23 protein-coding genes, 1 tRNA gene and 1 pseudogene are annotated in these 22,580 nt (G+C 59.6%); 14 read left to right on the top strand and 11 right to left on the bottom strand.

The features are described 5' to 3' along the window. Positions 1-37 precede the first annotated feature (37 nt). Positions 38-1,528 carry an MDR family MFS transporter gene (locus tag ACM6HV_RS19460; RefSeq protein ID WP_414905212.1) on the top strand — a complete coding sequence of 497 codons (1,491 nt, stop codon included), beginning with the start codon at positions 38-40 and terminating at the stop codon, positions 1,526-1,528. A 115-nt stretch (positions 1,529-1,643) separates the two neighbouring features. Here the strand turns inward: ACM6HV_RS19460 and uvrB are convergent, their stop codons facing one another. Beyond that, positions 1,644-3,659 (bottom strand): excinuclease ABC subunit UvrB, encoded by a 2,016-nt coding sequence (gene uvrB / locus ACM6HV_RS19455; RefSeq protein WP_108183251.1) that lies wholly within the window; start codon positions 3,657-3,659, stop codon positions 1,644-1,646. Positions 3,660-3,996: 337 nt separating this feature from the next. Here uvrB and ACM6HV_RS19450 point away from each other — a divergent pair, with 337 nt between their 5' ends. Beyond that, entirely contained in the window at positions 3,997-5,193 is a 1,197-nt protein-coding gene (locus ACM6HV_RS19450) for an amino acid aminotransferase (RefSeq protein ID WP_414905050.1), read from the top strand. Positions 5,194-5,415: 222 nt separating this feature from the next. Continuing rightward, positions 5,416-5,616 carry a hypothetical protein gene (locus ACM6HV_RS19445; RefSeq protein WP_047293188.1) on the top strand — a complete coding sequence of 67 codons (201 nt, stop codon included), beginning with the start codon at positions 5,416-5,418 and terminating at the stop codon, positions 5,614-5,616. Here the strand turns inward: ACM6HV_RS19445 and ACM6HV_RS19440 are convergent. Continuing rightward, on the bottom strand, positions 5,613-5,843 hold the full coding sequence (locus ACM6HV_RS19440) for a hypothetical protein (RefSeq protein WP_414905049.1): 231 nt from the start codon (positions 5,841-5,843) through the stop codon (positions 5,613-5,615). The two genes, ACM6HV_RS19445 and ACM6HV_RS19440, sit on opposite strands and share 4 nt — an antisense overlap. Before the next feature lie 219 nt (positions 5,844-6,062). On the opposite strand from ACM6HV_RS19440, the gene ACM6HV_RS19435 reads away from it, so the two are divergent. Next, a tRNA-Asn gene (locus ACM6HV_RS19435) sits at positions 6,063-6,138 on the top strand. Between the two features lie 209 nt (positions 6,139-6,347). Here the strand turns inward: ACM6HV_RS19435 and ACM6HV_RS19430 are convergent. Next, positions 6,348-7,871 carry a nucleobase:cation symporter-2 family protein gene (locus ACM6HV_RS19430; RefSeq protein ID WP_414905048.1) on the bottom strand — a complete coding sequence of 508 codons (1,524 nt, stop codon included), beginning with the start codon at positions 7,869-7,871 and terminating at the stop codon, positions 6,348-6,350. Positions 7,872-8,124: 253 nt separating this feature from the next. Here ACM6HV_RS19430 and ACM6HV_RS19425 point away from each other — a divergent pair, with 253 nt between their 5' ends. Further along, on the top strand, positions 8,125-8,409 hold the full coding sequence (locus tag ACM6HV_RS19425; RefSeq protein ID WP_095668807.1) for a BrnT family toxin: 285 nt from the start codon (positions 8,125-8,127) through the stop codon (positions 8,407-8,409). A gap of 3 nt (positions 8,410-8,412) precedes the next feature. Further along, the gene (locus tag ACM6HV_RS19420) at positions 8,413-8,745 is read left to right on the top strand and encodes a BrnA antitoxin family protein (RefSeq protein ID WP_414905047.1); all 333 of its coding nucleotides are present in this window, start codon (positions 8,413-8,415) and stop codon (positions 8,743-8,745) included. Positions 8,746-8,747: 2 nt separating this feature from the next. Here ACM6HV_RS19420 and ACM6HV_RS19415 read toward each other — a convergent pair whose 3' ends face one another. Both ACM6HV_RS19415 and ACM6HV_RS19410 read right to left on the bottom strand, forming a co-directional pair. After that, entirely contained in the window at positions 8,748-9,575 is an 828-nt protein-coding gene (locus tag ACM6HV_RS19415) for an arylamine N-acetyltransferase family protein (RefSeq protein WP_414905046.1), read from the bottom strand. Between the two features lie 100 nt (positions 9,576-9,675). Beyond that, positions 9,676-10,470, bottom strand: coding sequence for an exodeoxyribonuclease III (locus ACM6HV_RS19410; protein ID WP_041065979.1), 795 nt, complete (start codon positions 10,468-10,470; stop codon positions 9,676-9,678). A gap of 187 nt (positions 10,471-10,657) precedes the next feature. On the opposite strand from ACM6HV_RS19410, the gene ACM6HV_RS19405 reads away from it, so the two are divergent. Then, entirely contained in the window at positions 10,658-10,963 is a 306-nt protein-coding gene (locus tag ACM6HV_RS19405) for a hypothetical protein (RefSeq protein WP_086793229.1), read from the top strand. Positions 10,964-11,040: 77 nt separating this feature from the next. Here ACM6HV_RS19405 and ACM6HV_RS19400 read toward each other — a convergent pair whose 3' ends face one another. From ACM6HV_RS19400 to ACM6HV_RS19380, 5 genes and pseudogenes are all read right to left on the bottom strand, one after another. Further along, positions 11,041-12,609: a diguanylate cyclase gene (locus ACM6HV_RS19400; RefSeq protein ID WP_414905045.1), complete on the bottom strand. Its 1,569-nt coding sequence runs from the start codon at positions 12,607-12,609 to the stop codon at positions 11,041-11,043. 236 nt (positions 12,610-12,845) lie between these two features. Further along, positions 12,846-13,307 carry a hypothetical protein gene (locus ACM6HV_RS19395; RefSeq protein ID WP_306453262.1) on the bottom strand — a complete coding sequence of 154 codons (462 nt, stop codon included), beginning with the start codon at positions 13,305-13,307 and terminating at the stop codon, positions 12,846-12,848. A gap of 62 nt (positions 13,308-13,369) precedes the next feature. Next, a pseudogene (locus ACM6HV_RS19390) lies at positions 13,370-14,097 on the bottom strand (alpha/beta hydrolase). 3 nt (positions 14,098-14,100) lie between these two features. Beyond that, complete coding sequence (locus tag ACM6HV_RS19385; RefSeq protein ID WP_145595018.1) at positions 14,101-14,598, bottom strand: PAAR domain-containing protein; 498 nt, start codon at positions 14,596-14,598, stop codon at positions 14,101-14,103. A 135-nt stretch (positions 14,599-14,733) separates the two neighbouring features. Beyond that, positions 14,734-15,399, bottom strand: a complete 666-nt coding sequence (locus ACM6HV_RS19380; protein ID WP_414905044.1) for a ribonuclease T2 — start codon at positions 15,397-15,399, stop codon at positions 14,734-14,736. Between the two features lie 165 nt (positions 15,400-15,564). Here ACM6HV_RS19380 and ACM6HV_RS19375 point away from each other — a divergent pair, with 165 nt between their 5' ends. The 7 genes from ACM6HV_RS19375 to ACM6HV_RS19345 all read left to right on the top strand — a co-directional run bounded on the left by ACM6HV_RS19375 (position 15,565) and on the right by ACM6HV_RS19345 (position 22,192). Further along, positions 15,565-16,035, top strand: a complete 471-nt coding sequence (locus ACM6HV_RS19375; protein WP_414905043.1) for a hypothetical protein — start codon at positions 15,565-15,567, stop codon at positions 16,033-16,035. 125 nt (positions 16,036-16,160) lie between these two features. Then, positions 16,161-17,432: a hypothetical protein gene (locus ACM6HV_RS19370; RefSeq protein ID WP_414905042.1), complete on the top strand. Its 1,272-nt coding sequence runs from the start codon at positions 16,161-16,163 to the stop codon at positions 17,430-17,432. 53 nt (positions 17,433-17,485) lie between these two features. Then, positions 17,486-19,192, top strand: coding sequence for a copper resistance system multicopper oxidase (locus ACM6HV_RS19365; RefSeq protein ID WP_414905041.1), 1,707 nt, complete (start codon positions 17,486-17,488; stop codon positions 19,190-19,192). A gap of 11 nt (positions 19,193-19,203) precedes the next feature. Continuing rightward, positions 19,204-20,070, top strand: a complete 867-nt coding sequence (locus ACM6HV_RS19360; RefSeq protein WP_414905040.1) for a copper resistance protein B — start codon at positions 19,204-19,206, stop codon at positions 20,068-20,070. A 30-nt stretch (positions 20,071-20,100) separates the two neighbouring features. Next, positions 20,101-20,475, top strand: coding sequence for a copper homeostasis periplasmic binding protein CopC (gene copC, locus ACM6HV_RS19355; protein WP_145595010.1), 375 nt, complete (start codon positions 20,101-20,103; stop codon positions 20,473-20,475). Between the two features lie 3 nt (positions 20,476-20,478). Further along, positions 20,479-21,348 (top strand): copper homeostasis membrane protein CopD, encoded by an 870-nt coding sequence (copD, locus tag ACM6HV_RS19350; RefSeq protein WP_145595008.1) that lies wholly within the window; start codon positions 20,479-20,481, stop codon positions 21,346-21,348. 58 nt (positions 21,349-21,406) lie between these two features. Then, entirely contained in the window at positions 21,407-22,192 is a 786-nt protein-coding gene (locus ACM6HV_RS19345; RefSeq protein ID WP_145595006.1) for a transporter substrate-binding domain-containing protein, read from the top strand. A gap of 132 nt (positions 22,193-22,324) precedes the next feature. On the opposite strand, the gene ACM6HV_RS19340 is transcribed toward ACM6HV_RS19345, so the two are convergent. Beyond that, entirely contained in the window at positions 22,325-22,540 is a 216-nt protein-coding gene (locus ACM6HV_RS19340) for a hypothetical protein (RefSeq protein WP_414905039.1), read from the bottom strand. Positions 22,541-22,580 lie beyond the last annotated feature (40 nt).

Genomic DNA, 22,580 nt, shown 5'->3' with positions numbered 1-22,580 from the left:
CCCGGTCGGCGAACCGACCCGGCGGGACTGGATCGCGGTGATGAGCGTGATGCTTGGCGCCTTCATGGCAGTGCTCGACATTCAGATCACCAACTCTTCGCTCAAGGACATTCAGGGCGCGCTGTCGGCGACACTGGAAGAAGGCTCGTGGATTTCCACCTCCTATCTGGTGGCGGAAATCATCATGATTCCGCTGACCGCGTGGCTGGTGCAGTTGCTCTCGGCACGACGGCTGGCGGTGTGGGTGTCGCTGGGGTTTCTGGTGTCATCGTTGCTGTGCTCGATGGCCTGGAGTCTTGAAAGCATGATCGTCTTTCGCGCCATGCAGGGCTTCACCGGCGGTGCGCTGATCCCGCTGGCGTTCACCCTGACCCTGATCAAACTGCCCGAACATCATCGCGCCAAAGGCATGGCGATGTTCGCCATGACCGCGACCTTCGCCCCGTCCATCGGCCCGACCCTCGGCGGCTGGCTCACGGAAAACTGGGGCTGGGAATACATCTTCTACATCAACATCCCGCCGGGGCTGATCATGATTGCCGGGCTGATGTACGGTCTGGAGAAGAAAGAAGCGCACTGGGAGCTGCTGAAAAGCACCGACTACACCGGGATTCTCACCCTCGGTGTCGGCCTCGGTTGCCTGCAGGTGTTTCTTGAAGAGGGCCACCGCAAGGACTGGCTCGAATCGAACCTGATCGTGACACTCGGCAGCATCGCCCTCCTCAGCCTGATCACCTTCGTCATCGTGCAGGTCTCCAAACCCAACCCGCTGATCAACCTCGGCATCCTGCGCAATCGCAACTTCGGCCTGTCGAGCATTTCCAGCCTGGGCATGGGTGTCGGCTTGTATGGCTCGATTTATCTGCTGCCGCTGTATCTGGCGCAGATCCAGAACTACAACGCCCTGCAAATCGGCGAAGTGATCATGTGGATGGGCGTGCCGCAGCTGTTCCTGATTCCGCTGGTGCCGAAGCTGATGAAGTTCGTTTCACCGAAGTGGCTGTGCACCCTGGGCTTCGGACTGTTTGGGCTGGCGAGTTTTTCGTCGGGAGTGCTCAACCCGGATTTCGCCGGGCCGCAGTTCAATCAGATCCAGATCATCCGGGCGCTGGGCCAGCCGCTGATCATGGTGACCATTTCGCTGATCGCCACTGCTTACATCCTGCCGCAGGACGCGGGATCGGCGTCGAGCCTGTTCAACATCCTGCGCAACCTCGGCGGCGCAATCGGCATTGCCCTGCTCGCCACGCTGCTGGATGCACGGACCAAGACTTACTTCGATTATTTGCGTGAGGCGGTGGTGCCGACCAATCCGCAAGTGGCTGAGCGGCTGGCGTCGATGACCGACCGCTTTGGCAGTGACACGGCGGCGTTGGGCAAGTTGAGCGAGATCGTGCATCAGCAGGCGCTGATCATGGCCTACAACGATGCGTTTCACTTTGTCGGGATTGCGCTGGGGGTCAGCATGTTGGCGATTTTGTTGACCAAAAAATTGCCAGAGGGGCTGAAGGCTGGGGAAGCGCATTAAACTGAACACAACCCTGTAGGAGCTGCCGAAGGCTGCGATCTTTTGCTTTTGATTGTAAAAAACAAGATCAAAAGATCGCAGCCTCCGGCAGCTCCTACAGGTTTAGCATCAGGCTTCAAACCGCCAAAAGCCGCTCACGCAGTTTGGCAATCTCATCGCGCATCTGCGCCGCCGCCTCAAATTCCAGATCCCGCGCCAGTTGATACATCTTCTCTTCCAGCGCGCGAATGCGTTTGGTGATTTCGCTCGGCGAGCGCAGTTCGGCTTCGTACTTGGCGTTTTCTTCGGCAGCCTTGGCCATGCCCTTGCGCTTCTTGCTGCGCGAGCCGGGCACGGTGGCGCCTTCCATGATGTCGGCGACGTCCTTGAACACCCCTTTGGGCGTGATGCCGTTGGCGAGGTTGAAGGCAATCTGCTTGTCGCGACGACGCTCGGTCTCGCCAATCGCCCGCTCCATCGAACCAGTGATGCGGTCGGCGTAGAGAATTGCCCGGCCATTGAGGTTGCGCGCGGCCCGGCCGATGGTCTGGATCAGCGAGCGTTCGGAACGCAGGAAGCCTTCCTTGTCGGCGTCAAGAATCGCTACCAGCGACACTTCCGGCATGTCCAGACCTTCACGCAGCAGGTTGATCCCCACCAGCACATCGAAGGTGCCCAAGCGCAGATCGCGGATGATCTCGACCCGCTCGACGGTGTCGATGTCCGAGTGCAGATAACGCACGCGCACGCCGTGGTCGGCGAGGTAATCGGTGAGGTCTTCGGCCATGCGTTTGGTCAGCGTGGTGACCAGCACCCGCTCCTCGACCGCCACGCGTTTGGTGATTTCCGAGAGCAGGTCATCAACCTGGGTCAGCGCCGGGCGCACTTCAACCTGCGGGTCGACCAGACCGGTCGGACGCACCACTTGCTCGACCACGCGCCCGGCATGCTCGGCCTCGTAGTTGCCCGGCGTCGCCGAGACGAAAATCGTCTGCGGGCTGACCCCTTCCCACTCGTCAAAACGCATCGGCCGGTTGTCCAGTGCCGATGGCAGACGGAAACCGTATTCGACCAGCGTTTCTTTACGCGAACGGTCGCCCTTATACATCGCGCCGACTTGCGGCACGCTGACGTGGGATTCGTCGATCACCAGCAAGGCGTCGGCCGGCAGGTAGTCATAGAGCGTTGGCGGCGCGGCGCCGGCAGGACGCCCGGACAGGTAGCGCGAGTAGTTTTCGATGCCATTGCAGTAACCCAGTTCGAGGATCATTTCCAGGTCGAACCGGGTGCGCTGCTCCAAACGCTGGGCTTCCACCAGTTTGTTGCTGCTGCGCAGGTATTCGAGACGTTCCTGCAGCTCGACCTTGATCCCCTCGATGGCGTCGAGCAGGGTCTCGCGCGGCGTCACGTAGTGACTCTTCGGATAGAAGGTGAAGCGCGGCATCTTGCGGATGACTTCGCCGGTCAGCGGGTCGAACGCGGAAATGCTCTCGACCTCGTCATCGAACAGCTCGATGCGGATCGCTTCCAGATCGGATTCGGCCGGATAAATGTCGATCACGTCGCCGCGCACGCGGAACGTTGCCCGGGCAAAATCCATGTCGTTGCGGGTGTATTGCAGGTCGGCCAGGCGCCGCAGCAAAGCGCGCTGATCGAGTTTGTCGCCGCGATCGACATGCAACACCATCTTCAAATAGGTTTCCGGACTGCCCAAACCGTAGATGCACGACACCGTGGTGACGATGATCGCGTCCTTTCGCTCGAGCAACGCCTTGGTCGCGGACAGACGCATCTGCTCGATGTGATCGTTGATCGACGCGTCCTTCTCGATGAAGGTGTCGGACGACGGCACATAGGCTTCGGGCTGGTAGTAGTCGTAGTAGGAAACGAAGTATTCGACGGCGTTGTTCGGGAAGAACGCCTTGAACTCGCCATACAGTTGCGCGGCGAGGGTCTTGTTCGGTGCCAGCACCAGCGTCGGGCGCTGTACCTGCGAGATGACATTGGCGATGCTGAAGGTCTTGCCCGAGCCGGTCACACCGAGCAGCGTCTGGTGCGCCAGCCCGGCTTCGATGCCCTCGACCAATTGGCGGATCGCTTCTGGCTGATCGCCGGCGGGCTCGAAGCGGGTGACTAGCTGGAATTCGGACATACACACCTCTGGGATCGCGGCTCGCGCAGAAAACAGCCGAGCCGCGGGGATGACCGCAAACGACCGTTGTCGCCCAAGGAAAAACGAAGATTGTGCTCAATGTGGAGCCGATTGCCTCGCCTTTCAAGGCAAACGTCCTACATCCGGTAAAGTCTCTGACAGAGTCAATCGACTAACGGTCAAGAAATAATCGGAAAAACTTGCCGGAAAAGCTGAATCGCCTGTCGCCATTGCTCAGTAATGGCCTCTATACTAGCTCCCCGTTTGTGCACCGCTCTAGTGCATTCGGCTGGAGCGCGACACGTCCCTCCACTCTCCATTCAGAGCCGCCGTAATAATGAGCCTGTTCTCCGCTGTCGAAATGGCACCCCGCGATCCAATCCTGGGCCTCAACGAAGCATTCAACGCCGATACCCGGACCACCAAGGTCAACCTGGGTGTAGGTGTTTACTGCAACGAAGAGGGGCGAATTCCCCTGCTGCGCGCGGTGATCGAAGCCGAAACCATTCGCGCTGCCCAGCACGCCTCCCGTGGCTACCTGCCGATCGACGGCATCGCCGCCTACGACCAGGCCGTGCAAAAGCTGCTGTTCGGTAACGATTCGCCGCTGATCGCTGCCGGTCGCATCGTCACCACTCAGGCTGTCGGCGGGACCGGCGCACTGAAAATCGGTGCCGACTTCCTCAAGCAACTGCTGCCGAACGCCGTCGTGGCGATCAGCGACCCGAGCTGGGAAAACCACCGCGCGCTGTTCGAAACCGCTGGCTTCCCGGTGCAGAACTACCGTTACTACGACGCTGCCACCCACGACGTGAACCGTGCCGGCATGCTCGACGACCTCAATGCCCTGCCGAACGGCTCGATCGTTGTGCTGCACGCCTGCTGCCACAACCCGACCGGCGTCGACCTGACCCCGACCGACTGGAAGAACGTGCTGGACGTGGTCAAGGCCAAAGGTCACGTGCCGTTCCTCGACATGGCTTACCAGGGTTTCGGCGACGGTATCGACGAAGACGCCGCGGCTGTGCGTCTGTTCGCTGAATCGGGCCTGACTTTCTTCGTTTCGAGCTCGTTCTCCAAGTCGTTCTCGCTGTATGGCGAGCGCGTGGGCGCCCTGTCGATCGTCAGCGAATCGAAAGAAGAAAGCGCGCGCGTGCTGTCGCAAGTCAAGCGCGTGATCCGCACCAACTACTCCAACCCGCCGACTCACGGTGCCAGCGTTGTCGCCGCCGTGTTGAACAGCCCGGAACTGCGCGCCCAGTGGGAAGCCGAACTGGCAGAAATGCGTCTGCGCATTCGCGGCATGCGCGAGCAGATGGTCGCCCTGCTGGCCGAGAAAGCCCCACAGCGTGACTTCAGCTTCGTCGGCCGTCAGCGCGGCATGTTCTCCTACTCCGGCCTGACCACCGAACAGGTGCATCGCCTGCGCAACGAGTTCGGCATTTACGCCCTGGACACCGGCCGCATCTGCGTCGCGGCACTGAACCAGAGCAACATCAAAGCGGTAACGGATGCGATCGTTCAGGTCATCTGATTGCGCTTTGTCATGAAAAACGGGAAGCCTTGAGGCTTCCCGTTTTTTATTTGTCCGAAGGAATGCAACATTCCCTCTAAACTGCACACAAATCTGAATTGTGGGAGCGAGCCTGCTCGCGAATGCGGTGGGTCAGTCGCCATTGTTGGTGGCTGACAGCATTCGCGAGCAGGCTCGCTCCCACAGGTTTCATATACATCCAGGAATTCTGTGAGAACCCAAATGAAAAACGACAACCTGCGCGCCGACCGTGACGACCTGGATGACTTCATCCCCCGCGCCCCGGCCAGACGCGAAAAAAGCCTGGTGCTGCAAGTCGCCGCCGGGGTGTTTCTCGGCGGTCTCGCCCTGTGGCTGGTGCAACTGGCGGCCACCGCGGCGTACGCCAAATTACTGCTCGGAACGATTACCTTCGGCAGTTAAGCCAGTTCGCTCGCGCGCTGACTCGCGGCATCGTCATACACGACGTACAGCGATTCGGCGATCTGGCTTTTGATCGCCTTGGTGCTTTCCAGGCCGAGCACGAAACCTTCGGCTTTGCCGCCAGCGCGATTGAGTTCCTCAGTTGTACCGGCCTGAGTGATTGCGTCGAAGAGTTTCTCGGCGTGGGGGCCAACGCCCTTGGGCAGACTGATTTGCGCGATGCTCATGCGAGCACCTCGTTGTTGCGGATTGCAGGCTTCATGGCGCGTACCTTTTCGGCGAATGGCCGGCAGCGCGTGTGACCACTTCCGGGGCCCCATGGTAGACCGCCGATGGTTTTCTGGTAACCGCCAATCACTGACAAATCACCGTCCGTCCTGCCTACACCTGAAAATTTACATCCATTGCTTGACTTCTCTTTTTGAATCAGTAACATACGCACCAATTCCGCAATAGCTCAGTTGGTAGAGCAAATGACTGTTAATCATTGGGTCCCTGGTTCGAGTCCAGGTTGTGGAGCCAAATAGCAAAGCCCCTGAATCGAAAGATTCAGGGGCTTTTTTGTGGGCGCTCGAAAGTCCAAAAGATCAAAAGATCGCAGCCTGCGGCAGCTCCTACATTTGGAATGCGCTCCCCCTGTAGGAGCTGCCGCAGGCTGCGATCTTTTGCTCTTCAAACCAAAAAGGCCGATCTGTCTCACAACAGATCGGCCTTTTTCATCCAGTCAGCACTTAAACATGCTCGCTGCTCTTCACATGGGTCTTCGGCGCCCCATGCCCATGATCGTGGTCATCAGGCTCGACCACCGGCACTTCTTTGCCATCGCAATCGTGCAGCTTGCCGTCGCTGAAGTAGTCACCCTCACGCAGCGCCGCCAGGTCGCGATAACGCAGAGTGCGCTCTTCCGCAGCCGCAAACACCGACTGCTGATCCGAGTTGCCGGCAGTGAAGTGGTTGAAGGTCAGGTTCAGCACAATCGCCATGATCGCCGACGAGCTGATGCCCGAGTGGAAAATGGTCGCGAACCAGCTCGGGAAATGATCGTAGAAGTTCGGCGCGGCAATCGGGATCATGCCGAAGCCGATCGAGGTGGCGACGATGATCAGGTTGACGTTGTTGCGGTAATCGACCTTCGACAGCGTGCGGATGCCGCTCGCCGCCACCGTCCCGAACAGCACGATACCGGCACCGCCCAGCACTGAGGTCGGCACTGCGGCAATCACCCGACCCATGAACGGCAGCAGACCGAGGATCACCAGGAAGATACCGCCGGTGGCCACCACGTAACGGCTCTTGATCCCGGTCACCGCCACCAGCCCGACGTTCTGCGCGAAGGCGCTTTGGGTGAACGATCCGAAAATTGGCGCAAACATGCTCGACAGCATGTCCGCCCGCAAGCCGTTGCCCAGGCGCTTGGAGTCGACCTTGGTGCCGATGATCTCACCGACCGCCAGAATGTCCGCCGAGGTTTCCACCAGCGTCACCATGACCACGATGCACATCGACAGGATCGCGGCGAAGTGGAAAGTCGGCATGCCGAAGTGGAACGGCGTCGGGAAGCCGAACATCGGCCCTTGAGCGACACCGGAGAAATCCGCCATGCCCAGGAACACTGCCAGCACCGTGCCGATCACCATGGCCAACAGGATCGACAGACGCGAAATGGTCGAACTGCCGACCTTGCTCAGCAGCAACACCAGCACCAGCGTCACCGCCGCCAGCCCGATGTTCTGCATGCTGCCGAAGTCCGGCGCATGGCTGTTGCCACCCATGGCCCAGCGCGCCGCCACCGGCATCAGCGTCAGACCAATGGTAGTGATCACGATACCGGTGACCAATGGAGGGAAAAACTTGGTGATTCGCGAGAACACCGGGGTGATCAGCAAGCCGATCAACGACGCGGCAATCACCGCGCCCAGCACCGACTGGAAGCCGCCCTCCCCGCCACTGCTGACGATCGCGACCATGGTCGCCACACCGGAGAACGACACGCCCTGCACCAGCGGCAACTGACAGCCAAAAAACGGTAGACCCAGGGTTTGCAGCAGTGTCGCCAGCCCCCCCGCAAACAATGAAGCAGCAATCAACAAACCAATGTCCGCCGGCGACAGCCCGGCCGCCTGGCCAATGATCAGTGGCACCGCAACGATACCGCCATACATGGTCAGAACATGTTGCAGGCCGTAAGCCATATTCGCGCCGACCCCGAGATTTTCGTCCTCGGGCCGTTGGTGTGAAACATGGGGCGTTTTCATGTGGGGGGTTCCCTGGTTTTTGTTATGCGCACACTGTATTCAATACTCGGGACAAATGTCCATAGAGTTGTATACAACTTATCGGTCACATAATGGATAGGTAGCCACCCAAGCTTCTATCTCGCCACCTCCATCTCCCACAAATCCGGCAACACATCCCTTCCTGCCCCCGGTTTTTATCGCACTAGGCTGAAGTGTCCATGGCGACCAGCGGTGCATTGGCGCCCTTTTTTATACATATAAAGTATGCATAATGAAGTCATTCGAAATTCAGTACGACAAAAGCAAGAACGCAGCCAACAAACTCAAGCACAGGGGTGTCAGCCTTGCCGAGACCGAGCCGGTCTTTCACGACGAACGCGCGCTGACGATCGAGGACAACGACCATGACGAACAGCGCTGGATCACTCTCGGCCTCGATGGCAAAGGGCGTTTGCTGGTGGTTGCGTACAGTTATCGCGAAGCCAACGTCGTACGAATCATTTCTGCACGTGTCGCCACACCGAGCGAGCGTTGCGCTTACTTTCTGGAGGCTTGAACAATGAAAGACGAATACGACTTCTCGCAGGGCAAACGCGGTGCCTTGGCGCCCGCCAAGGGCAAGACCCGCATCACCATCATGCTCGATGACGCCGTCATCGAAGCCGCCCGCAACGTGGCGGAAAACGAAGGTTTCGGTTATCAGACGGTGATCAACAACACCCTGCGCCATGCCCTGCTGGAGGCTGACAGCAAAACGCAGGAGGCCGAGCCGCCCCACTCCGGGCAATTCAAGAAAGGCATCACCGCCGCCGATCTCAAGAGCCTGGAAAAAAAGCTCTCGGCGGCGGTCGGTGAAATCCGCCGGGTACTGGAACCGGAGGCAAAGCCCTGAGATCAGTCCGGTACGAGCATCCGCGCCAGCGACTGACGCACAGGCGGCTGGTCAGGCAGGCGCAGGCCGAACTCCTGCTCCAGCACCTCGATCAACTCATCGACATCCGCCACCTCGCGCCGTTCGCTGTCGGCGCCCATGTGATGAACCGCGAAGCTGCCGTTGTTCAGAGTCCGTCGCCAGCCATCGCCGGTACGCGCAACCATCAGCCGTTTGGCGAACGGTGACTCGGGATGGGTCGAGACGTACCAGTTGCCGAGGGTGTAATCGATGTCTTCCTGGCGTTGCAGATCAAACAGGTACATCGCACGCCACTCGCCTGCGACACTGGCGCGCAGCATGTAGCCGTCGGCCTGTTTCTCGATGCGATAGGGTTCGTGCGGCGTCGGCTGTTCAGCCTCGGTATCGAGCAACAGCGGCGCAGTCGGCACCATGCCGCCAAAGCCGACATCGGTGATGTAGCGCTCGCCGTCGATGATCACCAGGCTCAAGCGATGCGTGCGGGCCGTCCAGGTGCCCTCGGGTTGCGCCAGCACCACGCGCCCGGAGATGCCACGGGCCTCGAAGCCCAATTCCTGCAGCAACGTCAGAAACAGATTGTTCAATTCGTAGCAGTAACCACCCCGGCCACCGTGGAGAACTTTCTGTTCGACCGACGCCAGATCGATCAGCACCGGTGCGCCCGTGATCGTCGACAGATTCTCGAAGGGGAAGACCCCGGTATGGCGTAACTGCAACTGCCGCAGGGTTTCCAGGGTCGGCGCCGGTGGGGCATCGAACCCCAGGCGTTGCAGGTACAACGTCGGATTAGCCAGTCGTGGCTCGCTCATTGCTCAGTCCTTTTGCATGTGGCCGCGGCTCGCTGTGCCGCTGGCCGACAGGTATACGGGATTGGGCCCCGACTCCGACAATTGATTTCGCCAATCAGCGCTACCGCCGCTTGCGCGAACCGATGCGAATCCACGTCGGTGCATGGTCGCTGGCGTGCGGTTCGTTGCGCACCCAGGCATCGACCCCGGCCTCGTGCAGGTAAGGGCTGAGTGCCGGGTTGAGCAGCAGATGATCAATGCGCAGACCGGAGTTGGTTTGCCAATGCTGGCGGAAGTAATCCCAGAACGTGTAGAGGCGATCCTCGGGATACAGATGACGCAGCGAATCCGTCCAGCCCTGATCGAGCAGCCGTTGATAACACTCGCGGCTTTCGGGCTGCAGCAGCGCATCCTTGAGCCAGGAACGCGTGTTATAGATGTCCATATCGGTGGGCACCACGTTGTAATCGCCGGCCAGCACCACCGGATGATCGCTGCTTTGCAGATCCTTGGCGTAGCGGATCAGGCGTTCGAACCAGGCCAGTTTGTAATCGAACTTCGGCCCCGGCTGCGGATTGCCGTTGGGTAGATACAGGCAGCCGACCAGCACACCATGCACCGCCGCCTCCAGATAGCGACTGTGCTTGTCGTCGGGATCGCCCGGCAGACCACGACGGCTTTCCAGCGGTTGCGCGTCGCGGGCGAGGATCGCCACGCCGTTCCATGACGCCTGCCCGTGCCAGATCGCGCCGTAACCCGCCGCCTCGAGTTCGGCAGCCGGAAATGCACTGTCCACCGACTTGAGTTCCTGCAGGCAGGCAATGTCCGGCTGCTCGCGCTTGAGCCATTGCAGCAGGTTCGGTAACCGCGCACGCAAACCGTTGACGTTGAAGGTGGCGATCCGCAGGTTTTTCATCGTCCAGGCTCCGGCGAACAAGGTGGGAAAATTGTGACTCTGTGGCGGCGCCGGTGGTTGCATCGGATCAACCGGCCGCGACTGATGATCGATACTAAAGCTCGATAACCGCTCGTCAGCCAATCGGCACCAACGGGTAAACGTGTCAGACCAACGTCAGGTAACCGCCCCTTTCTGGAGACGTACCATGACTACACGTACACTCACTTCTTTGTTGCTCGCCGGCCTGCTGGCTACGACTTCGGCTGCCAGCTTCGCGGCGAACGACAGTTCCGGTACATCGAGCACCAACCCCGACGTCAACAAAAGCACACCCAAACCGCCGGATAACACCCCAGGCGCACCGGCCGGCAGTAACGGCGCGGGTAGCCCCGGTTCTGGCAATGGCACCGGCACCAACGGCGGCGCCATGGGTTCTGGTTCGGGGGCTGGCGGCGGCACCGGTGCGGCGGGCGGCGGGACCGGCGGTGCGGGCGGTGGCTCGGGCAGCTGAACGAACCGGCGTTACGGTGAGTGATGAGGCCTGTGAGAGGGAGTTTGCTCCCTCTCCTCTGCTGGAGCGCTGAAACTTCAGCGATCCGAACGCATCAACTCGGCAACTTCCGATTCCAGCGACAACACCGCCGCGCGATTACGCCCGGCATTTTTCGCCTGATACAACGCCGCGTCGGCACGCTGGATAAATTCTTCCAGGCTGTCGTTGCCGCTGGGCACAAACGCGTAACAACCCAGGCTCACCGTGAGGTAGCCGGTCGGCGAACCGCTGTGGGTGATGCGCTTGTCCATCACACTGCGGCGGATCTGCCCGGCAATCGCCAGCGTGCCGTTGATGTCAGTGTCCGGCAGCAGCACCGCGAATTCCTCGCCACCGTAGCGCACTGCCAAGTCAGCCTTGCGCTGGCAACTGTTCTTCAGCACTTGGGCGACCTGGGTCAGGCAATGATCCCCCGCCACATGGCCGTAGGCATCGTTGTAGCGCTTGAAAAAATCAATATCGAGCATGATCAGGCCGACCGGACTCGACTGCCGTGCACCGCGGGCGAATTCGATGTCCAGCGATTGCTCGAACAGCCGCCGGTTCGCCAGCCCGGTGAGGCTGTCATGCGTCGCAATCTGCTCCAGTGCGCGCTGCGCCTTGCGCAGGTTTTTCTCGATACGCTCGCCGTCACGCACCTGACGAATGAACACCCAGCCGAACAGGCCGACACCGAGAATCACCAGCGCCACAATCACGCTGGACTGAAAGGCCCGCTCGGACCAACCCTTGAGAATCGTGTCGCGCGAAGAGGCGGACGCCACCACCAGCGGGTAAGCCGCCAACTGCCGATAGCCGTACAAACGCACCACGCCGTCGACCACTGATCTGATCATCGCCGTACCGGCCGGCGCTTCAGGCAGCAGCTTCTGATAGATCTTGCCCCGCGCCAGCGACGAGCCGATCAGGCTTTCGTCGAACGGTCGCCGGGCCAGCAAGGTGCCGTCCTTAAGGCCGAGAAACATGATGCCGTCGTCATCAATACTGAAGCTTTTGAAGAAGCGGTCGAAGTACGCCATCTTGATCCCGGCCATCAGCACGCCCTGAAAGTTGCCGGCGCGGTCGTTGATGCGCTTCGAGATCGGAATGATCCACTCACCATTTTCCCGACTGCGGATCGCCGGGCCGATGTGCGCCACGGCGGAAACGTTCTGCTGATGAAACCTGAAGTACTCGCGGTCGGCCACGCCGTTGCCCCGGGGCAGATCGGTAAACGAAGTGATGACCCACTGGCCCTCACGGTCGAACAGGTACATGCCGTGCAACTGTTCCAGTTGCTGCACCCGGCGGGCAAAGGTTTTTTGCAGGCGTGGTCGCTGCGCGGCGCCATAACCATCGTCCTCGACCCAGTCGGCGAGACTGGTGAGCACCAGATCGGCAGCCAGAAACGTGTCTTCGGCCTGCTGCGCCATGGCTCGGGTCAGGTTGGTGGAGGCGACCTGCGCGTTCGCCAGGTCCTGACGCCGCGTCTGCTCCAGCTGCAAATAAAGCAAGCCGGACAGGCACAGGCACACCGCAACGATGAACAGCGCTGCCGCCTTGCGCAACGGCAGGCGTTTAAGCGTGCCGGGAGTTTGATGCGGTTCGTGAATGGGGATTGGCAAAAACGTGTCCTGGGCAGGTACGACAGGGGCCGCAGCCCGAAACCCTTACTTTTTGTGAGCGTAGCCCACCGGGATGCGCACGGCAAACCCGCCGCGCCAACACACGCCCGCCCCGTTGTATCGGCGCGCGAGGGATTTGGATGAACGCCGCGCCGCGAATTATTTTCAGAGGTCGTTTTGCAGGTGATCGCCCTCGCGTATCTGCGCAGGGCATTCGCGCAGGGCACCAGTGGCAGCTATCGGGGTTTGTTGATTTCCCGCAGCAAATCCGCGACCGGCAGGTTCATGGTGTTTGAGTAGTAGGGTTTATAGCCATACGCGGTGACGACGACTTTGCAGGGGATTTGTTGTTTACCAAGCAGAAGGGCATTTAATTCCTGTACGGAGAGATCCTCATGCGAAGTACCGTTGTTTTGGGTCTGCCGCAAAAAAGCACTCGTCATATAGTTGAATTTACCGCTTGTCTGACTGGTTTCGTCCACCTCAATCAGTCCGTAAGCCGAGTACCTGAATCGGTTAGTGAGGGAAAAATTCTGATCATCACCAAGCGGACATTCAAACATCGTCGACGCTGCGCCCTCCCCTATACCTCTTCCGAACAAATCCAGAAGATTTACATCCGAGCCATAATGAATTTTGTAAAGCAGACCAATACTCTCCCTTTCGATTGACAGAAAGTTGAGATTCGCGGGAGGCACCGTGTGATCCTTGGCACATGACGAGCACAATAGGGCTAACAGAAGAACAGACAATCTTTTCATCAGCGATTGCTCTCTCGAATTGACTCGAACATCAAATCACTTGCCGATTTTCCTTCAGCGAGAGGTCGGGTAAACATGGCCGGAGCATTAGCGTGATTCGTGTCCATGGTGACATTAATGTCAGGCCCGCACAGCACTTGCCATTTCTCCCCAAAATCCGCCACCGAGTCGGACTGGTCTGGCTTGGAAGGCATAGCTTTAATGTTTATCCAGAAATCAGCCACTGGTGTCGGTTTATCTCCGTAGATATCGGATCCCAGCCACACCAAAGTACCTTCACCTACGGGATCGAGCGTGACGAGCATGTTGATCCTGTAGCCCCACTCCGACATTACACGGGTCAAATGCGCGCCGTTCCATCCCCCAAGGCTGTGTCCGACAATGTAGATTGGGCAAGATTTGTAGGGAATTATGTTGAGAACATTTTTTGGATGTCCTTCTTTCCCCGAACCTCGTTATACCCAAGCCATTGGGACTTGTACTTGCCTAGTTTGGTCAGGTCCAGATTACGTTTGTCGAAACCGGTCATGGCCTGGTTCACGTTCCCGAACGGTCCGGAAAAATAATAACTTTCCTTATCCCCTGCGCCGCCAATAAAATACACAATCGCCTTGGTACTCTCCACCGGCACAGGCTTGTCACTGACATCCTTCTTGTCCGTCAGCGCATGTTCCTTGTGCAGCTTGTAATTAATGCCTTTCGCGCACGTTACTGTTTCAGCCGCCATGCCTCACTCCTCCAGAAACAGCTTGATGGTTTCAGGCAGGTGCGAGCTGACCTCGTGGGTGAACCCATTAGCGTCAGACACCCCGTGTTCCAGTCGCCCATCTGCGCGCTGAATCACGTAGGGATGATTGATCATGGGCTCACCGGTCACGTCATTGACGAGTTTCAACTTGTCCGTGAAATGCACCGGCATCGGCAGCAAACCACTGAAAGGTGCCGCTGTTACCGTGTCACCAATGATGACCGTGCCGGATCCACCAATGACCACATTGCAATGCCCTCCGGTGCTGTCCAGGGTCGCGGCGTTCAAGCCATTGATAAATACCGTCGAAGAAACGCCGCCAGTAATCGGGCTGCCGCACGCTGATTTATCAGTCATTCGTGCAGCCGCCAAGCCGTCGAAATTCACGTTCGGCGAGCCACTGGCAATCGGATTGGTGCCATGTCCCGGGAGTGGGCAGGCGGTCGGATCGGTGACGCGGGCGGCGGGTTTTCCGCTCATGAACAGCTCCTTGCAGTGTTGCGGGTCATCCTTTTGGGGGCGCAAGCATGCGTGAATTTCCAGGTTGCTTCAAACCTCCAGGCAAAAAAAGGCGCCCGATCAAGGCGCCTTTTTCATTCGTGCAAACCACTCACATCAACGCGACGGCGGCACCCGTATATCCCCCGCCCGGCACTGGGTCTTCACGCCATTGCCGCAGGCACCGAACTGCAGATCCTTGCCCATGCACACCCGCACTTCCGAGAGCTCCGGGCCGCTGCAGATCACCGCGATGCCATTGGCCGGGATTCCCGGGTTGGCCTTGCGGAACAGGTCGGCGATTTCCTGGGCTTCGAAGTAATACGAGGAACTGAACGGTTGCAATTCTTGCGGGATTTTCACCGCGCCGACCGCTTTGTCCGCCTCATCCAGATAACCCATCGCGCCCAGACCGCTGCAAGTGCCGTGCTTGGACCATTCGTGATCAAGCAGTTTCTTGGTCGGGAACAGCGTCAGACCTTTGGTCGTCTCCGCCGCCGACAGCGTGGTCAAGGGTGGGCAGGATTCCGGCCAGCCGCCATTGGCGTATTGCGGCCACAGACCGTGCAATACGAAGCCATAACCCTTGCCGGAACATTGCACGTCATCTTTGTGAGTGAGGCAAAAGGTCGGCGACCAGGACAGCGTCAGCAGGTAGTAATCGAACTGCCCCGCCACCGCTTCCGTTTGCACCTTGCTGGCGTGCGACTGACGCGCCGAACTCAGGCCGATGCTACCGGCCGTCAGCGCGATCAGCGCCAGAATTGTAAACAGCTTTTTCATGTACCCGCTCCTTGGGACGCCTGCGTCCGTGGTTTTTGATGCTGGCCAGACTTGGCCAGCGCTGATTTCGCCATGCTTGTGTTGCAAGCGCATGACGCAAGGCAAGACCGTACGCCGTTGAAAGGTCTACGATTAACAGGCAGACATCAAACCAAGGGATCCGAAATGAGTAAAGCAGACGAACTCGCCGCCAAACTCAAGCAAACCCGGCACACCCACGCGGATGCCGCGCTGGAGATCGATTGCTGGCCGGCGCAGGTCTACGATCTGTACCACCGCATTGAGATCTGGCTGCAGCCAGTCACTGAAGTCGGCCTGAAAATCCGCCGCAATCCGACCCACGTTTGCGAAAGCTCCCCCGATGGCGAAAGCCACGATTACGCGATCGACCAACTGGTGATCGAAGCCAACCAGCAAACCCTGACCTTTGATCCAATCGCCCGGTTTACCGAGGACGGCGCCGGCCGGGTGCAGATCACCCTGCCGGATCGCAACACCTACCTGCTGCGCACCGTCGATGAACATCATGAAAGCCATTGGTGGTTGCAGACGGTGGAAACCGGGCAGGAGCTGGATGCGATTGCGCTGACCGAGAACAACCTGTTGCAGGTGGTTCAGGAAGGGTTGGGGCTTTAGGTACTCCCTGTCAAAATCGACACTGCCGGTTCAATCCGCCACACTCAACGGCCAGACTTCCTAAAGAATTCTGGCCGTTTGTCGCTACAGGACCACTAGTCCAACCCGATGGAAAACCTGACCGCATGGATGCTTTGACCGTATCGCCGCTGACGCAATTCTTTAAACGCAATTTCAAACGGGTTCTTGATTACTGGAGCCAGATCACCGTCACGCTGGGCTTCCTCGGTGCAGGGCTGGCGATCCTTGGGTTGTACGCCTACACCCGCGCGATTGGTCGTACAGACCTTTTTCTGGCCGGTAGCGATGCCAAGTCAGCGCTTGCCATCTGGCTTCTACTGATCGCGATGATCATGGTGAGCTACCTGATTGTCCTATCTTCCAGCGCCTTGCTCTACGGCGTTACCGTCTCGATGTTCGCCAAGGTCCCCGACAGACACAGTCGGATCGCGAGCTGGTTGGTGCTTCCGCTGTTCTTTGGTTTCTGCACTTTCACCATTCTGTTGTTCAGGTTCTCAAACAAACTCAGTGCCGGATATTCGATGCTGATTGTTTTTCTGGTAACCCTGCTCGTCTACTTCGCGCTTTTCCTGATCAAGCCCTTTCGTAAGATTTTCAACGAAAATACCGAAGGATGGGTGAGCTGGAGGAAAGAAGTCTTTCGACTCTTTATTGGCGGGATCGTCGGCTTTACCGTTCTATGCGCCTCACTTCCTGCCTTGCTGATCATCACCACTTACGTCGGCGAAGATACGACTGAAGCTGTATCAGCTGTTGGGCTGTTTTCCCTCGGCACACTCACTTTCAGTCTTTTCCCTGTTTTCATCTTTTACATCAGCAAGGGCCATGTTTTCTGGCGTATTACTTATGGAATCGCGGCCGCTCTGGGGTTGTTCAGCATGTATCTTGTGGCGTGGCCCGGGGCAATGCCGAGCATCACCTACGCAGCCGCCGGAAATCTGGCTATCCGTCAAATGCCGGCGCGTTTCATTCTGGATGAAAACATCAGCCTGAGCGATGTGGATAACAGACAGTGGCGCACCAGACTCAATGACAAGAAAAAGATCGAAGTCACGGCATTTCCACTGTTTGCTTTCGGCGACATCTTGCTGCTGTGCTCCAGAGATCTGCAACGCTTGAACCTGTATGACTTGCCTCGCTACACACACTTTTGCATCGCGACGCGCAACAGCAAGGTGACCCAAAAACCGTTGCGCCCCGGGCTAGCCCGTGCGCTCACCTGGCAACAGCGCGCTGAACACGTCGTGGGCTGGGAGCACTTGCGCTCAGCTGTTTTAAAACCCATTCACGCATCACCACGCGCGCTGGAATTCAAACGCTTGAGCGAGCAGACGGCTGAACCTGTCAAAACTGTAATCCCCCTCTCAGCCAACTGAAAGCCAGCGCTGGTTAGCCTCCCCGTCATGTTTCAAACGGGGACTTCCAGCGCATGCCTTCCAACACTTCAAGACGCACCTTCGTCAAAGGCTTGGCCGCCGGCGGCCTGCTCGGCGGCCTCGGTCTGTGGCGCGCGCCGGTCTGGGCGCTGAGCGGGCCAGGGCAGATCAATGAACTGAGCGGCAGCGAGTTCGAGCTGTTCATCGGCGAAACCCCGGTCAACTTCACCGGCAGCCCGCGCACTGCGCTGACCATCAATGGCAGCCTGCCCGGTCCGCTGTTGCGCTGGCGCGAAGGCGACACGGTGACGCTGCGGGTGCGTAATCGGCTCAAGGACAGCACTTCGATTCACTGGCACGGCATCCTGCTGCCGGCCAACATGGACGGCGTGCCGGGTCTGAGTTTTCACGGCATCGAACCGGGCGGCGTGTATGTCTACCAGTTCAAGGTGCGACAGCACGGCACTTACTGGTATCACAGCCACTCCGGCTTGCAGGAACAGGCCGGGGTCTACGGGCCGCTGGTGATCGATGCGAAAGAACCGGAGCCGTTCCACTACGACCGTGACTACGTGGTGATGCTCAGCGACTGGACCGACGATGACCCGGCCAGCCTGCTGAAAACCCTGAAAAAGCAGTCCGACTATTACAACTACCACAAGCGCACCGTCAGCGATTTTATCGACGACGTCAGCGACAAAGGCTGGAGTGCCACCGTCGCCGACCGCACGATGTGGGCGCAAATGAAGATGAACCCCACCGACATCGCCGACGTCAGTGGCGCCACCTACACCTTCCTGATCAACGGCCACGCCCCTGACTCGAATTGGACCGGCCTGTTTCGCCCCGGCGAAAAACTGCGCCTGCGCCTGATCAACGGCTCGGCCATGGCCTACTTCGACGTACGCATACCCGGGCTGAAAATGACCGTGGTGGCGGCGGACGGTTTGCACGTCAAACCGGTCAGCGTCGATGAACTGCGCATCGCGGTGGCGGAAACCTACGACGTGATCGTCGAGCCCGCCGCCGACGCTTATACCCTGTTCGCCCAGGCCATGGACCGCAGCGGTTACGCCCGCGCCACCCTCGCGTCCCGCGCCGGTCTGACGGCCCCGGTGCCAGCGCTGGATTCGCGCCCACTGGTGACCATGGACGACATGGGCATGGGTGGCATGGACCACGGCTCGATGGACATGAGCGACATGGCGGGCATGGACCACTCGGCGATGGGCCCGATGCAATCGCACCCCGCCAGCGAAAAAGACAACCCGCTGGTGGACATGCAAGCCATGACCCCCACACCGAAACTCGACGACCCCGGCCTCGGGCTGCGCAACAACGGTCGTCGCGTGCTGACTTACGCCGACCTGCGCAGCACCTTCGACGACCCGGACGGCCGCGATCCCGGGCGCACGGTCGAGCTGCACCTGACCGGGCACATGGAGAAGTTCGCCTGGTCGTTCAACGGCATCAAGTTCTCCGATGCCGAACCGCTGCGCCTCAAGTACGGCGAGCGCATCCGTCTGGTGCTGGTCAACGACACGATGATGACCCACCCCATCCATCTGCACGGTATGTGGAGCGATCTGGAAGACGAAAACGGCAACTTCCAGGTGCGCAAACACACCATCGACATGCCTCCCGGCACCCGTCGCAGCTACCGGGTCACGGCCGATGCATTGGGCCGCTGGGCCTATCACTGCCATCTGCTTTATCACATGGAAACGGGCATGTTCCGCGAAGTGCGGGTGGAAGAATGAAGGGGCTGATGATGACTCGATTTGCAGCGTTCTCCGTGTTGTTCATCGGCACCTCCGTCATGGCCGCCAACGACATGCAAGGCATGGATCACAGCCAGATGCCCGGCATGGATCACTCGATGCAAAGCATGGACGACGGCATGATGCAGCCTGCCGCACCCACTGAAAGCCGCACGCCGATCCCGGCGCTGACCGACGCCGACCGCGCCGCCGTGTTCGCCAGCCCCGGCGGCCATCAGGTGCATGACAGCGCGATCAACAGCTACTTCCTCGCCGACAAACTTGAATGGCAAAACGCCGATGACGGCAGCGCTTTGGCCTGGGATCTGTCCGGCTGGATCGGCGGCGACATCGATCGCCTGTGGCTGCGCTCCGAAGGCGAACGCAGCAACGGCAAGACCGAGGACGCCGAGCTCCAGGCATTGTGGGGCCATGCGATTTCGCCGTGGTGGGACGTGGTCAGCGGCGTGCGTCAGGACTTCAAACCCGGCGCAGCGCAAACCTGGGCCGCGTTCGGTCTGCAGGGCATGGCGCTGTACAACTTCGAAGCCGAGGCCACGGCGTTTCTCGGTGAAGGCGGACAAAGTGCGCTGCGGCTGGAAGGCGACTACGACATTCTGCTGACCAACCGGCTGATCCTGCAGCCGACCGTCGAACTCAACGTCTACGGCGAAAACGACCCGCAACGAGGCCTTGGTTCCGGCCTGTCGAACACTGAAGCCGGCCTGCGCCTGCGCTACGAAATCCGCCGCGAATTTGCGCCGTACCTCGGCGTGACGTGGAACCGCACCTACGGCAACACCGCCGATTACGCCCGCGAAGAAGGCGAAAGTCGCAGCGAAGCACGCCTCGTGCTCGGTGTGCGGCTGTGGTTTTGAATCCCATTAAAAAACAACCCGGAGTCTTGCATGCGCACATTGAATATCACCTTGGCACTCGCCAGCGGATTGCTCTTGAGCACCCTCGCCCAGGCCCACCCGAAACTGCTGTCATCAACCCCGGCCGACGGTGCTGACGGCGCAGCGCCGGACACGATCGAGCTGCACTTTTCCGAAAACCTGTTGACCCGGTTCTCCGGCGCCAAACTGGTGATGACCGAGATGCCCGGCATGGCCCATTCACCGATGCCGATGAAGGCCAGAGTCAGCGCTGGTAGCGACCCGAAATCCATGCTCGTCACCCCGCTCGCGCCGTTGCCCGCCGGCACCTACCAGGTCGAGTGGCGCGCGGTGTCGTCCGACACGCACCCGATCACCGGCAACGTCACGTTCAAAGTGAAGTGAGCGATGGCTGAACTGATCAACATCATTCTGCGCCTGGCGTTGTATGTGGATTTGCTGCTGTTGTTCGGGGTGGGGTTGTTTACGCTGTACAGCGCCAACGCCGACCTGCGGTCTGGCCCGATGCTGCGTGGATTGGCGTTGATCGGGGCACTGCTGTCAGTGGCTGGACTGGTGCTGATGACGAGCACCATGAGTGGCGAAACCGAACTCGCCGCACTCTGGCCGCATCTGCAGATGATGCTGCTGGAAACGGACGTCGGGCTGGCGTGGGCGCTGCGCATGATTGCGCTGATCGTGGTGCTGATTCAGCCGGGGATGTGGCTCGCGTCGACGGCCGGCGCGGTTGTCCTCAGCTCCCTTGCGTGGAGTGGGCATGGGGCCATGGACGAGGGCTCGCTGCGATTCTGGCATTTCCTCAGCGACATCCTGCATCTGCTGGCGGCGGGTGCGTGGTTGGGGGGGATGCTGGCGCTGGTGTTGCTGGCGCGGGGTCGTGTGGATGAAGCGCGGATTCGCCTGCTGGCTGAGGCGGTGAAACGCTTCGAATGGGTCGGCGCGACGATTGTGCTGACGCTGTTGGTGAGCGGCGTGGTGAATTACCTGTTCATCGTCGGCCCGAGGCTGGATGACGTGCTGCTCGGCACTTACGGTGTGTTGCTGGCGATCAAGGTTGTGCTGTTTGCCGGGATGCTGGTATTGGCCGCGCTGAACCGCTTCCACCTCGGGCCGGCGCTGGCGCGATCACTACGCGATGGACAGTACGTCATCGCGGCGAACGCACTCAGGCGCAGTGTGCTGCTGGAACTGGGCATGGCCCTGCTGATCGTGGCGCTGGTGGCGTGGCTCGGCACGTTGAGTCCGGACGCGGGATGACACCCGCGAAGGCCTTTCACTACACTGGCTCACCGTCCTCTGCAGAAGCCCGATGTTCATGACTATTCTAAAAAGCACGATGATCCTTTGCGGCGCGCTGACCCTGGCCGCAGGTGTGCAAGCCCAGGAAGCCACTTCGCACCTCGACAGCATCCAGCAACAAGGCCAACTGCGCGTCTGCACCACCGGCGACTACAAGCCCTACACCTTCAAGCGCGCCGACGGCGAATTTGAAGGCATCGACATCGCCATGGCGCGCTCGCTGGCCGACAGCCTCGGGGTCAAAGTCGAGTGGGTGCAGACCACCTGGAAAACCCTGATGCCGGACATGCAGGCCGGCAAGTGCGACATCGGCATGGGCGGCATTTCGGTGACGCTGGAACGGCAGAAAAAAGCCTTCTTCAGCAACACCCTCGACAGCGACGGCAAGATCCCGCTGGTGCGCTGCGCAGAGCAGGCCAAATACCAGACCATCGAGCAGATCAACCAGCCAGACGTGCGCCTGGTGGAACCGGCCGGCGGCACCAACGAAGCCTTCGTCCACGCCTTCCTGCCCAAGGCCCAACTGGCCCTGCACGACAACGTGACGATCTTCCAGCAACTGCTCGACAACAAGGCCGACGTGATGATCACCGACGCCTCGGAAGCGCTGTATCAGCAGAAACTCAAACCGGGGTTGTGCGCAGTGAATCCGCACCAATACATGCAGTACGGGGAAAAGGCTTATCTGCTGCCGCGTGATGACATCAGCTGGAAACTGTACGTTGATCAGTGGCTGCATCTGAGCAAAGTCACTGGCAGTTATCAGAAGGTCATTGGTGAGTGGCTGGCAGTGCCGCAGTAATCTTCCAGGCACAAACATTTGTGGCGAGGGAGCTTGCTCCCGCTGGACTGCGCAGCAGGCCTTCTTTTGAGGCGCCGCTTCGCGCCGCAGCGGGAGCAAGCTCCCTCGCCACAGGTTCAGCCTCGATTTTGATCAATCATCATGCAACATCCCGGAGCTGTACTGATTCAAGCTGCTGCCAATGCTGTTGCCGCCAAACTTCAGGGTCGTGGTATGACTGCGCCCTTCGGGCGACTGACAATCCGCAGAAAAACAACTGGTGGTGGTCAAGCCACCGGCGCCCGAACAGGCACTCAATACCGAAACAGTTGCAGCGATCAACAGCACTTTGACAACAGCGGCGCGCATGGTACGGCTCCCCTTGGGATGATCTTGTGCAAGCATCCTA

Origin of the sequence: Pseudomonas sp. IT-P260 (assembly GCF_949768395.1) — a bacterium.
GTDB classification, from domain to species: domain Bacteria; phylum Pseudomonadota; class Gammaproteobacteria; order Pseudomonadales; family Pseudomonadaceae; genus Aquipseudomonas; species Aquipseudomonas parakoreensis.
The sequence above is the reverse complement of the archived record's forward strand: the minus strand, read 5'-3'. Positions and strand labels throughout refer to the sequence as shown.